Source organism: Rufibacter radiotolerans (assembly GCF_001078055.1).
Classification (GTDB): Bacteria; Bacteroidota; Bacteroidia; order Cytophagales; family Hymenobacteraceae; genus Nibribacter; species Nibribacter radiotolerans.
The window spans coordinates 1,276,586-1,289,545 of sequence record NZ_CP010777.1; the positions used below are offsets into that span (position 1 = coordinate 1,276,586).

Genomic DNA, 12,960 nt, shown 5'->3' on the forward strand with positions numbered 1-12,960 from the left:
TAAACTTCACATTCTGGAAGACTAGCTCCTCAGAAGTTACTTCGGTAACAAATACGCTTAATGTTTCAAGTGCCTTTTAACTAATTAACCTTTTATGTCACTACTTCAAAGCTGGCGGTGGTACGGCCCCCAGGATTCCGTTACCCTGCTGGATGTAAAACAAGCCGGTGCCACCGGCATCGTGAGTGCCCTGCACCACGTACCCCACGGCGCCGTCTGGACAGTGGAGGAAATCCAGGAACGCAAACGAATCATTGAGGAAGCTGGCCTTACGTGGGCAGTGGTGGAAAGCGTGCCGGTGCATGAGTCTATCAAGACCCGTGCCGCCGACTGTGAGCAGTACCTGGAGAATTACCGCCAGAGCCTGCGCAACCTGGCTGCCTGCGGCCTCAAAACCATCTGTTATAATTTCATGCCCGTGCTGGACTGGACCCGTACCAACCTGGCCCTGGAACTCTGGAACGGCGCCAAAGCCCTGTATTTTGACTGGGCCGATCTGGCCGTGTTTGACCTCTTCATTCTCAAGCGGGAAGGGGCGGAGCAGGATTATGCGCCAAGCGTGGTACAGAAAGCCCGTGAACGCCATGAGGCTTACTCCCCACAAGAACTGGAAGAACTTAGCGAGATCATACGCATGGGCGTTCCCATGGAAGGCTACATTTCGTTGGAGCAACTCCAGCAGAGTATTGATACTTACAAGCAGATCGGTCACGCCGGCCTGCGCGAGAACCTGGCGTATTTCCTGGAGTCCATCATGGATGTCTGCGAAGAGAATGGCCTGAAGATGACCATTCACCCAGACGATCCGCCATACCCTATTCTGGGTTTGCCGCGCATTGCCTCTAACAAAGAAGACCTGCTTTACATTATCAATCGGGTGGACCGGGCGCCCAATGGTATCTGTTTCTGCACGGGTTCCCTGGGCGCCGGTAGACACAACAACCCGGTGGAGATTCTGAAGGAAGTGGGCCACCGCGTGTACTTCGCGCACCTGCGCAACGTGCTCAAAGACCCCGAAGGCAACTTCTACGAGTCTGACCACCTGGCCGGCGACGTGGACATGTATGGCGTCATGAAAGAACTGGTGCAAATCAACGCCACGCGTGAGGTGCCAATTCCGTTCCGGCCAGACCACGGCCACCAGATTCTGGACGACCTGCACAAAGTCACCAACCCCGGCTACTCGGCCATTGGCCGACTGCGCGGCTTGGCTGAATTGCGCGGTCTGGAGATGGGCATTGCCCGCTCTCTGGAGGACTGCAAATAACCCATGAAATTGGAGAAATAACTTTCTCAAAACGGCTGCTGGTTTGGACCTGTTTTCCAAAAAACAGGCTGTTTTGAGAAAGGCTTTTTCTGTTCTCCGTCAGAAGGATCAAGCTACATACCCAGCTATTGAAGGAAACCCCCAAATGATCACCATGCAAACAACTAGCAAACATACCCAACTCAGGAGGTCCTGGTCTGCCGGCTCTCTGAAGGCCATTATGTTATTTCTGGCGGTGCTGCTGCCGGTAACGTCGGCCTTTGCGGTAGAGGATGTCAAATACATTTCCAGCCAGAAAAAGGATAAGGCCTTCACTTTGGCAGAAGGCGGAAAATCTGCCCCTTTCTTCATCCATGAGAAGGATTTCCCTGGGGTAATCAGAGCCTTGAAAGACCTGCAAGCCGATGTAAAACGCGTGACCAATGCCGAACCAGCCTTAACCATAGCAAGCAAAGCGCCTAAAGCGGACCGGCTGGTGTTGGTAGGGACCATCGGCCAAAGCCCGCTGATTGACCAACTGGTGAAAAGCAAAAAGCTGGACGTGAAGGACCTGGTCGGCAAATGGGAAACCTTTGTGGTGCAGGTAATCAAAAAACCTATGAAAGGCGTGGACGAGGCCCTGGTAATTGTAGGCAGCGACAAGCGCGGTACCATCTATGGCATCTATGACGTGTCGACGCAGATTGGCGTCTCGCCCTGGTACTGGTGGGCCGATGTGCCGGTGACCCAGACGCCCAACCTGTACGTGCAGGAAGGCCGCCACACCAAAGGTACCCCCGCCGTGAAATACCGCGGCATCTTCATCAATGATGAGGCCCCGGCGCTATCCAACTGGTCTAAAGAGCAGTTTGGCGGCTTCAACCACAAGTTTTACGAGAAGGTGTTTGAGTTGATTCTGCGCATGAAAGGCAACTACTTGTGGCCGGCCATGTGGGGCAGCGCGTTCAATGACGATGACAAGATCAACCCTGAGGTAGCCGATATGTACGGCGTGGTAATGGGAACCTCACACCATGAGCCGCTTATGCGCGCGCATGATGAATGGCGCCGCTACGGCTCCGGTCCCTGGAACTACAGTACCAATCCAGAGAAGTTGCGCGAGTTCTGGCGCAGCGGCATCCAGCGCATGGGTACCAAAGAAAGTATTGTGACCGTGGGCATGCGCGGCGACGGCGACGAGCCCATGAGCCGTGAAAGCAATATTGAACTGCTGGAGCGCATTGTAAAAGACCAGCGCCAGATCATCTCTGACGTGACGGGCAAAGATGCTTCCAAAACACCGCAGTTATGGGCCCTCTACAAAGAGGTGCAGGACTACTATGATAAGGGCATGCGCGTGCCAGATGACGTAACCCTGCTACTAGCAGATGACAACTGGGGAAATATCAGAAAGCTGCCCAAAGTAGGGGAGAAGCAGCATTCCGGAGGGTACGGCATCTATTACCATTTTGACTACGTGGGCGGCCCCCGTAACTACAAGTGGCTGAACACCAATCAAATTTCCCGCGTCTGGGAACAAATGCACCTGGCCTATCAGCACAAGGCAGACCGTATCTGGATTGTGAACGTGGGCGACATCAAACCCATGGAATTCCCCATAGAGTTTTTCCTAGACTACGCCTGGAGCCCTGAGAAATGGCCCGCCGAGCGCCTGGGCGAATATACCCGCCTATGGTCTGAGCAGCTGTTCGGGCCAGAGCATGCCACGGCCATTGCCGATATCATGGCCAAGTACACCAAGTTCAACAGCCGCCGCAAGCATGAGCTTTTGTCCCCGGATACCTACAGCCTCACCAACTACCAGGAAGCAGAACGAGTAGTGAACGAATACAAGGCCCTGACCACAGAAGCCACCCGAATCTACAACGCCTTGCCTGCCCAATACAAAGACGCCTATTACCAGTTGGTATTGTTCCCGGTGGCGGCCAGCGCCAACCTCAATGACCTACACGTGACGGTAGGCCGCAACAGGCTGTACGCCCAGCAGGGCAGGGCCAGCACCAACGACCAGGCCGCCAAAGCCAGAGACCTCTTCGCGAAAGATGCAGAGCTGACCAGGTTTTTCCATAAGGAAATGGCCGGCGGTAAATGGAACCACATGATGTCACAGACCCACATCAGCTACACCTACTGGCAACAACCTGAGAAAGACGTGATGCCCGAGGTGAAGGAACTGACCTTGCCCGCTGCCGCCAGCATGGGCGTGGCCGTGGAAGGCTCCAGCAAGTGGTGGCCCCAGGAAAAAGAGGCGGCGGTTTTGCCAGAGTTTTCTCCCTATGTAGCGCAAGGTCATTTTCTGGAGATCTTTAACCGTGGTCAGCAACCGTTTGACTATTCTGTCACCGCCGGGTTTCCGTGGGTAAAGATCTCGCAGCCTTCCGGCACCGTGGACAAAGAGCAGCGGGTGTGGGTAAGCGTAGACTGGACCAAAGCCCCTGCAGGCACGCAGCGCGTTCCGGTAACCATTACCGGTCCTAAAGGAACTAAGGTGGTGGTGCAGGCCGTGGTACAGAATCCGGCAGCGATTCAGGCCGGTAAGGTAGACGGTTTTATAGAAAGCAACGGCTACGTGTCTATAGAGGCAGAGCACTTCACCAAAGCCGTGGACGCCAACCAAATTAAATGGCAAGTAATCCCTGATCTGGGGCGCACCGCCTCGGCCATGACCACCATACCAGTAACCGCGCCAAGCCAGACGCCGGGCGGTAATAGCCCCCACTTAGAATACAAGATGCACCTGCAGAAAGCCGGTGAGGTGAGCGTGCAAGTTATGTTGTCGCCAACCCTGAACTTCCATAATACCCAAGGGCTGCGCTACGCCATTTCCTTTGATGACCAGGCGCCGCAGATCATCAACATCCATAGGGGCAAGGGCGAAGGCGAATGGAACAGGAACGTGGCCAATAACATCAACCTGACCATTTCTAAGCATCAGCTTGCCCAGCCCGGGGCGCACACGCTCAAGTTCTGGATGGTAGATTCTGGGGTGGTGCTGCAGAAAATAGTGGTAGACGCCGGTGGCCTGAAACCTTCCTACCTGGGGCCGCCGGAAAGTACCTATGTACCTGTAAAGGAAGCTAAATAACACCATCTGTTTTAGGCCTGTTTTTCCACAAACAGGCCTAAAACAGGTTTTACTTTCTTAATATCAAACAGAAGACTATGGCTCGGAAGTAGCTTCTGAGCCATAGATAGAATAAATAGAGCTTTCCTGTTTTGGGGTTGTTTTTGAGAAAACAGGCTCAAAACAAGAAAGCTAGTCGTTGGAATAACTTTCCTGCCACCAAATTGAAACTTACTGCTCCACGTATGAAAAATAAATTACTTTCAGCTGCCGCCGCTTTCTTTACCCTGGCAGTTCTAGGCTTTGCCAGCCTCCTGCCCGCGGCGGCCCAGCAAAAGCAGACGTTCCAAAACCCCATCTTCCCGGGGTTTTACCCAGACCCCAGCGTGCTGCGGGTGGGAGAGGACTATTATCTCATCCATTCCTCGTTTGCTTATTTTCCGGGGGTGCCCATCTTCCATAGCAAAGACCTGGTCAACTGGACCCAGATTGGCAACATTCTGGACCGGCCCGAACAGCTGAACTTAGACGGCCACAACGTTTCCCGCGGGATCTTCGCGCCCACCATTTCTTACAAAGACGGCACCTTCTACATGGTCACCACCCTTATTGATAAAGGAGGCAACTTTGTGGTGACCGCCACTAATCCGGCCGGTCCCTGGTCTAAACCCCACTGGCTGCCCAACGTGAACGGCATTGACCCTTCTATTTTCCATGACGATGACGGGAAGAGTTACATCATGTACAACTCAGACGCCCCAGACAACAAACCGCTGTATGATGGGCACCGCACCATACGTATGTTTGAGATTGACCTGAAAACCATGAAGACGGTCGGGCCGCAGCACCTGCTGGTGAACGGTGGCGTGGACCTTTCTAAGAAACCGGTTTGGATTGAAGGTCCGCATATCTACAAAGTGACCGGCTTTTACTACTTAATGGCCGCCGAGGGAGGCACCAGCGTCAACCACTCTGAGGTGGTTTTGCGCAGCAAAACCGTGACCGGCCCTTATATCCCGTATGAAAAGAACCCTATCTTAACCCAACGGCATTTGCCCGGTGATCGGCCAAACCCCGTATCGGCTACGGGCCACGCAGACCTGGTGCAGACGCAGAACGGAGACTGGTGGGCCGTATTCCTGGCCACTCGTCCGTACAGCGGCGCCCAGGACCATTACAACACCGGCCGCGAGACGTTCCTGGCGCCCGTTACCTGGAAAGAGGGCTGGCCCATTATCAACCCAGACCATGACCTGGTGCAGTACAATTACCCGGTGCCCAATTTGCCAGCCCAGAAGAAACCGGCCTTCCCGCTGACGGGTAATTTTAGCTTCCATGAAGAATTCAAAGGCACAACCTTGCCCATGTATTGGCTACAACTGAGAACCCCGCGCTACCAGTGGTATAGCCTGAGCAAACCCTTGGGAAAACTAACCCTGGAGGTGCGGCCAGAGAGTTTCTCTGAAAAGATGAATGTCTCTTTTCTTGCCCGCCGGCAGCAGCATGTGAAGGGAAGCGCCAGTACCGAAATGGAGTTTGCCCCAACCAAAGAAAACGAGTTCGCTGGCTTAGTGGCCTTCCAAAACAGTGAGCATTATTACGCCCTGGGCAAAACCCTTAAAGGAAATCAGCCGGTGGTGCAACTGCTCAAGGCAGACAAAACGGTGCTGGCTGAGAAAGTACTCACGGAGAAAGAAGGCAAAAAACCGGTCTACCTTAAGGTGAGCTTTAATGGCGGCACGTATGCCTTTTACTACGCCACCAAAAAAGGAAAATGGCAACTGCTACAGGACAACGTAGACGGCAAATACCTGAGTACCCGCGTGGCCGGCGGTTTTGTAGGCGTCACCCTTGGGCTTTATGCCACTTCTAACGGACTTCCTTCTACCAACAGAGCTTCCTTTGACTGGTTTGACTATGAAGGCAATGATGACATTTTTGAGAAGCCGTCCTTGACCAAAGCAAAGTAATAACAGGAAACCGAAAGGATTAAAAAGCGGGTCCAGTAGGGCCCGCTTTTTTTGTGCCTGGCAATTCTGTTTTGAGGCTGTTTTTAGGAATACAGGCTCAAAACGCCCACTTCAAAACTGTCTAGACCGGGCTCTATAAAAAAAGGCTGCCTCTACAAGAGGCAGCCTTTCCGTGAACTAAAATGAAAAATATTTCAAGGCCCAGTAATAGCTGAGCTTTACTTCAAAGGGTTAAATAAACCGGTTAATGAGGTTCTCCAGGTATTCCTGACGACCACTTTTCACGGCTGGCTCACCCTTCTCAATGGCGAAGGCCCTAAGGTCTTCCAGGGTCAGTTTGCCTTGCTCATACTCTTTTCCTTTGCCGCCGTCAAAAGAAGCGTAGCGCTCCTCGCGCACTTTCAAGAAGTCTGATTTTTGCAGGATGTTATCTGCCGTGATCAAGGCGCGGGCGAAGGTGTCGGCTCCGCCGATGTGGGCATAAAACAGGTCTGCGGGGTCAGTTGAGTTTCTTCTGATTTTAGCGTCAAAGTTCACTCCACCGCCCTGCAGGCCACCAGCTTCCAGGAAGATCAGCATGGCCTCAGTCAATTCGTTCAGGTTGTTCGGGAACTGGTCGGTATCCCAGCCGTTCTGGTAGTCACCGCGGTTGGCATCCACTGAGCCCAAAACGCCGGCATCGGCGGCCACCTGCAGCTCGTGCTGGAAGGTGTGGCCCGCCAGGGTGGCATGATTTACCTCAATGTTGATTTTGAAATCGCCCAGTAAATCGTGCTGACGCAGGAACCCGATCACGGTAGCGCAGTCATAGTCGTACTGGTGCTTGGTAGGTTCCATGGGCTTGGGCTCAATGAAGAACGTGCCTTTGAAGCCTTGCTGGCGGGCGTAATCTTTGGCCGTGTGCAGGAAGCGGGCCAGGTGCTCCTGCTCGCGCTTCATGTTGGTGTTCAACAGGGTCATGTAGCCTTCACGGCCTCCCCAGAAGACATAGTTCTCACCACCCAGGGCAATGGTAGCATCCAGGGCGGCTTTCACCTGAGCCCCGGCGTGCGATAATACCTGGAAATCTGGGTTGGTAGAGGCGCCGTTCATGTAGCGCTGGTGCGAGAATACGTTAGCCGTGCCCCATAGCAGTTTCACGCCGCTTTGGGCTTGCTTTTGCTTGGCGTATTCCACCATGGTTTGCAGGCGGCGCTCATTTTCTACTATGTCATTGCCATAGTCTACCACGTCCACGTCATGGAAGCAGTAATAAGGCATACCCAGTTTGGTGATGAACTCAAAGGCGGAATCCATTTTGGCTTTGGCGCGGGTAATCACATCTGAGCTTTCGTCCCAGGCGAAGTTGAGGGTAGGTCCCCCGAAAGGATCAGAGCCATTAGCGTTGAACGAGTGCCAGTACGCCACCGAGAACTTGAAATGCTCTTTCAGGGTTTTGCCGGCTACCACCCGGTTTTCATCATACCAGCGGTACGCCAGCGGGTTGTCAGACTCCAGACCTTCAAACTTGATTTGTCCTATGCCTTTGAAAAACTCTTTGTCACCAATTGTAAGATTTGCCATGGTTTTGATTATATGGGATGTAATGATTTAGTCTTGTAATTGTTTTTGCAGCAGCGCTTTCCAGTCCTGGTAAACGGCTTCATAGGAATCCGCCTGATTTGGCTCAATGAGCCGGAGGCGCTCAAACCGGCTAAAGGCTTCCTGCGGCGAGGAAAAGGCCTTCGCACCTATGCCGGCACCCAGCGCAGCCCCCACGCTACCATCGTTCTGGTACAGTTCCACGGGTACGCCTGTAGCATTCACAAAGGCCTCCGTAAAGAGAGGACTCAGGAACATATTGGCGTTACCGGCCCTGATCACTTTGGGGTTCATACCGTTCTCGCGCATAATGTCCAGGCCGTACCTGAACGTGAAGGCGATGCCTTCCTGCACTGCCCGGAACACATGCGCCTTGGAGTGGAGGTTGAAATTGAGATGGTGGAATTGAGCACCAATGATGCGGTTGTTAAACACGCGCTCGGCGCCGTTCCCGAAAGGGAAAATGCGCAGGCCTTCGCTGCCTACCGCCACTTTCTGGGCCTCGGCGTTCATCTGCGGGTAATCCAAGCCGTGGCCCAGGTTTTCCTTTACCCAGCTGTTCATGATGCCCGTGCCGTTGATGTTCATGAGCACGCCCACCCGCTTGGCATTGGGCTGGTAGTTCACGTGGGCAAAGGTGTTCACCCGCGACTGCGGGTCATAGGTCAGTTGGTCGCTCACGCCGTAAATCACGCCCGAGGTTCCGGCCGTGGCCGCCACCTCACCGGGGTTGAGCACATTCAGAGAAAGCGCGTTGTTAGGCTGGTCCCCTGATTTATAACTCACCGGAATGCCCGCTTTCAGGCCCAGCGCTTCGGCTACCGCCGAAGTCACCCGTCCGTGTTCTGAAAAGAGCGGCTTCACCTCCGGAATAATGTCTTTGCTAAACCCGAAGAAGCTCATCACATCCTCAGACACCTCGTCTTTCTGGAAATCCCAGAAGATTCCCTCAGACAGGGCAGAGGCGCTGGTGGTAATGTCACCCGTCAATTTCATCGCGATGAAATCGCCGGGCAGCATGATTTTATGAATTCTGTCAAAGGTGGCGGGCTCGTTTTCTTTGACCCAGGCCAGTTTGGAGGCGGTGAAGTTGCCAGGCGAGTTGAGCAGGCGTTCCAGGGCTTTTTCCTGGCCAATGTGTTCCAGGGCCTGCTGGCCATAGGGCACCGCGCGGCTATCGCACCAGATAATGGAATCACGCAGTACCTGTTGGTCTTTGTCAACCACCACTAGTCCGTGCATTTGGTAGGCGATGCCAATGGCCCCAATATCTTGGGGGTTATAGGCCCCGGAAGCGTTTACTTTCTTTACCGCCTGCTGGGTATGCTCCCACCACATCTCGGGCGACTGCTCGGCCCAACCGGGTTGCAGCGAGGTGATCTTTGATTCCGTTTCGGGAAATTGCGCAGAGGCCAGGCTCTTCTGCGTGGCGGCATCTACCACCGATACTTTTACAGAAGAAGTGCCTATGTCTATTCCTAGTAAGAGCATAAAAAGCGTTGTTTGGTAAGGTTGGTGCAGGAGGCTTTTATAATTTACACTGGGGCAAAAGAACCACCAGAATACTATTTATGCCAACGTTGGCATAAGTTTAAGGTTTTATTCTGAGAATTGAAAATTTACGGCCCTTAATCTGGTAATTTTTAAGGCAGGGAAAATCTCAAGGCTTTATAAAAAGGGAGGAAAAGCAAGTTTAGAGGATAGTCTTTTTGCCGCTTCAGTTAAGGAAAATGAAGGTGAGTTTTGTATTTTAGGTGATGCGTTTCAAGCCTGATTTCCTCAAAATGCACCTAAAAAAGGGACCTCAAACGTGCTGGTATGATTAAGTAGGAAAGTAGCCTAGGTGAAAGTTGCAAGGGCCCGGCTGTTTTGGGCCTGAATTCTTAAAAACGTGCCCGAAACAAAGGAAGGCAAGAGCCAGGGCCCTTATTACCAGAAAGCAATTGCCTATATTTAAGGCGTTAAAGAAGTAAAATTGAAGAAGACCACCATACATGACATTGCGCGGGAATTAGATGTGACATTCTCTACTGTTGCCCGGGCCCTGAACGACCACCCTGCTATTAGCGCGGCCACCAAAGCCGCCGTGCTGGAAACCGCCAAGCGTCTGAACTACCAGCAAAACAAGCTGGCTTCCTCGCTGCGGTCCGGCAAAAGCCATGTGATTGGCATTATTGTGCCGAGTTTGGACACCAGCTTTTTCAGTTCAGTGGTGCATGGCATGGAAAAGGTGCTGAACGAGAACGGCTACAGCGTGCTTTTGTACCAGACCGGCGAGTCCATCAAGCAGGAACAAAAGGGGTTAGGCACTTTCCTGCAGTCAAGGGTGGACGGCATCATCTCTTCGGTGTCATCAGAAAGCGATGGTTTTGAATTTTACTCTGAAATAAGAAAACGCCAGGTGCCGCTTCTGTTTTTTGACCGGGCTATCAAAGAATTGGAGATACCCTCAGTCACCATCAATGATTACAAGGCGGGCTTTGAGGCCACGGAGCACTTGATAAAACAAGGATATACCCGCATTGCGCACATCACGTCAGAAAAGAACCTGACCATTTTTAACGAACGCTTCAGGGGCTACCGCGAGGCTCTGGAAAAGTATGGCTTGCCCTTCCAGGAGAATATGGTTTTCAAGGGCACGGTAGGGCTGGAGTTAGGGCAGGAATCTGTGCGGCGCCTGCAGGCGGAGCATCTTCCCTTTGATGCCATCTTTGCCGCCGAGGATTACACAGCAATGGGAGCCTTGCAGCAACTGCTGGAAAGCGGGGTCCAGGTTCCCCTGCAGGTAGGCGTGATCGGTTTCGCCAATGAGGCATTTGGGGCATTTGTGACCCCGTCGCTTTCCACGGTAGACCAGCAGACCATTAAGATGGGCGAAGAGACCGCGCGCCTTTTCCTTAAGCTCACCGCCAATAAAGATTATTACGGCAGTACCCCCGAGCATATTGTCTTGGATCCTTTTGTAGTGGCGCGGAAATCTTCGCAACCACAGCGACAGGGGTAGTTCTTGTCAGTTTTTATTTTTTTATACTAGTTTAGCATAGGTTTAGGCTTACCTGGTGGATTCTTGGGTGCATGCAGTTTGCTTTCGCTGGCGTGGTGGCTGTTCTCTCCTGAGTCCTTATGCTTGGTTGTTTCATCTTTCCCTCCGAGCGCTCACGGCCGCGGGGCCCCGTCTTTCCCCCTCGCACTGCCCTTGCGGCCTCCTTGCCTTCTGCCCTTACCTAAAGCTTTTGCAGGGCCACAAGCGAGGCGCTCGGAGTAAAGACTGGAAACGGGGAAATGCGCGGGGAAAATGGAGGTTTTAAGATTTGCGTTTTAAGGCCGTTTTCCGGAAAACAGGCTCAAAATGCAATTGGGGCTTAATAACGCCAGCACCGCTCACTTATCGCAGACTCCCCCCTTGAGGGGGGCGAAGGGGGGGTGTTTACACAGGAGAGCACTCATGGATGTCAGCCTTGCCATCTTCCAACGATATACTCAAGAGGCGCTGCCGCCGGGGATTGCAAATCCCCCTTTCGGAACTTCCGGATTACAAATCCGGAAGAGCGTTCTTTGACGCTTCCTGCCTCTTTGCCCAATACTGCCCGCCGTTGTTGGTGTTCCCAGGGGCCAACAACTAAAATTGCTGTCCACGCATTTGGTCCCCCTTTGAAGGGGGTAGGGGGATGATCCATTTTTGCAGATCTAGCCATTTTCTGCCTGTTTTCTGTAAAACTGCTCTAATGTGACAATGCTAAAAATCGTCCTTCTAACCTAAAGCCACAATTTGTGCTTGAGGCCTTATTACAGATTTCCTAACGCCCGCTTTATTATGCAATTTTCATAATCCATAAATTGGCCATCCGCACCTCTATATAAAATGCCCCCATCTAAATAAATATGTTAACTAAAGCTCGCCTTTAAAATTATTACCCTGTCTCACCAAGAACACGAACTGGATTCAGGGAAATAGGTGTTAATTTTGTAGATCTATGGGACTGTTCATCACATCGTTGGCATCGGGGAGTAATGGGAATTGCTATTACATTGGTAATGAGCGGGAAGCGGTGCTGGTGGATGCGGGCATTTCGTGCCGCGAGACCGAAACTCGTATGCAGCGGCTGGGGCTCTCGATGTCCAGGGTGAAGGCCATCTTCATTTCCCATGAGCATTCAGACCATATAAAAGGGCTGGCAGTGCTGGCCAAGAAACACCGTTTGCCGGTGTACATTACGCCGGGGACCCGGCAGAATCTGCGGTTTGGGCTGGACCAGGAGTTGTTGAGGTCGTTTGAGGCCTATGTGCCTGTGCAGATTGGCGGGCTTTCTGTTCAGGGGTTTCCTAAGTTTCATGACGCCGCAGATCCGCATAGTTTCATCGTGTCTGGCAACGGAATCAATATAGGGGTCTTCACCGATATTGGGGCGCCCTGTGACCATGTGATCCAGAATTTCCAGCAATGCCATGCGGCCTTTCTGGAGACCAACTATGATGAGGAACTCCTGGACCGGGGCCATTACCCGTATCATTTGAAAGCCCGCATCAGGGGGAACTTCGGCCACCTTTCTAACCTGCAGGCCATTAACCTGTTCACCGGGTATAAACCCAGTTTTATGACCCATGTGCTGCTGGGGCACCTTTCCAAAGACAATAACTGCCCGCACCTGGTAAAAGAGCTGTTCTCTACCCACGCCGATGGCACCGAAGTAGTAGTGGCCTCCAGGTACCAGGAAACGAAGGTCTATTATGTAAACGGGGAGCCGGTTTCCCTTGCTAAGGCGAGCCCTGTAGTGCAAAAAGTGGCGGCCCGCAAAGCGGTGTCCAAACCTAAGGTCCAGCAGCTTTCCTTAGATCTTTTTTAGCCTGAAAAGGTACATCCTTCCGCTACAAGTATTTTATTTTCCCTCCTATTATAAATGTCTTTGCCCCTTCAGGTGCGAGGGTTCATCCATGCGTTTGTTTTCTGCTAGATTCTTTTCCTGAAAAGTCCATAGTTAGTGGAAAGAAAAGGCCAAGGAATCAAGGATTTTAAAACAGGTCCAAAGACATACTTTGATTTTTAGCCAACCCTAGAATTACTTCCTACGTTTTCATAC

At 52.4% G+C, this 12,960-nt stretch carries 7 protein-coding genes; 5 read left to right on the top strand and 2 right to left on the bottom strand.

Going from position 1 to position 12,960, the window contains the following annotated elements:
- Positions 1–94 precede the first annotated feature (94 nt).
- From uxuA to TH63_RS05315, 3 genes are all read left to right on the top strand, one after another.
- The gene (gene uxuA, locus TH63_RS05305) at positions 95–1,267 is read left to right on the top strand and encodes a mannonate dehydratase (protein WP_048920033.1); all 1,173 of its coding nucleotides are present in this window, start codon (positions 95–97) and stop codon (positions 1,265–1,267) included.
- 154 nt (positions 1,268–1,421) lie between these two features.
- Positions 1,422–4,352, top strand: coding sequence for a glycosyl hydrolase 115 family protein (locus TH63_RS05310; RefSeq protein WP_082161805.1), 2,931 nt, complete (start codon positions 1,422–1,424; stop codon positions 4,350–4,352).
- Positions 4,353–4,576: 224 nt separating this feature from the next.
- Positions 4,577–6,301, top strand: a complete 1,725-nt coding sequence (locus TH63_RS05315) for a glycoside hydrolase family 43 protein (protein WP_048920034.1) — start codon at positions 4,577–4,579, stop codon at positions 6,299–6,301.
- 231 nt (positions 6,302–6,532) lie between these two features.
- Here TH63_RS05315 and xylA read toward each other — a convergent pair whose 3' ends face one another.
- Both xylA and TH63_RS05325 read right to left on the bottom strand, forming a co-directional pair.
- Positions 6,533–7,864, bottom strand: coding sequence for a xylose isomerase (xylA, locus tag TH63_RS05320; RefSeq protein WP_048920035.1), 1,332 nt, complete (start codon positions 7,862–7,864; stop codon positions 6,533–6,535).
- A gap of 27 nt (positions 7,865–7,891) precedes the next feature.
- The gene (locus TH63_RS05325) at positions 7,892–9,373 is read right to left on the bottom strand and encodes a xylulokinase (RefSeq protein ID WP_048920036.1); all 1,482 of its coding nucleotides are present in this window, start codon (positions 9,371–9,373) and stop codon (positions 7,892–7,894) included.
- 484 nt (positions 9,374–9,857) lie between these two features.
- Between TH63_RS05325 and TH63_RS05330 the strand changes: the two genes are divergently transcribed.
- Complete coding sequence (locus TH63_RS05330; RefSeq protein ID WP_048920037.1) at positions 9,858–10,886, top strand: LacI family DNA-binding transcriptional regulator; 1,029 nt, start codon at positions 9,858–9,860, stop codon at positions 10,884–10,886.
- 970 nt (positions 10,887–11,856) lie between these two features.
- Positions 11,857–12,726 carry an MBL fold metallo-hydrolase gene (locus TH63_RS05335; protein ID WP_048920038.1) on the top strand — a complete coding sequence of 290 codons (870 nt, stop codon included), beginning with the start codon at positions 11,857–11,859 and terminating at the stop codon, positions 12,724–12,726.
- The last annotated feature ends 234 nt before the right edge of the window (positions 12,727–12,960 follow it).

Coding starts and splice junctions, on each gene's coding strand:
- uxuA (WP_048920033.1), top strand. CDS start 95: ATGTCACTACTTCAAAGCTGGCGGTGGTACGGCCCCCAGGATTCCGTT.
- TH63_RS05310 (WP_082161805.1), top strand. CDS start 1,422: ATGCAAACAACTAGCAAACATACCCAACTCAGGAGGTCCTGGTCTGCC.
- TH63_RS05315 (WP_048920034.1), top strand. CDS start 4,577: ATGAAAAATAAATTACTTTCAGCTGCCGCCGCTTTCTTTACCCTGGCA.
- xylA (WP_048920035.1), bottom strand. CDS start 7,864: ATGGCAAATCTTACAATTGGTGACAAAGAGTTTTTCAAAGGCATAGGA.
- TH63_RS05325 (WP_048920036.1), bottom strand. CDS start 9,373: ATGCTCTTACTAGGAATAGACATAGGCACTTCTTCTGTAAAAGTATCG.
- TH63_RS05335 (WP_048920038.1), top strand. CDS start 11,857: ATGGGACTGTTCATCACATCGTTGGCATCGGGGAGTAATGGGAATTGC.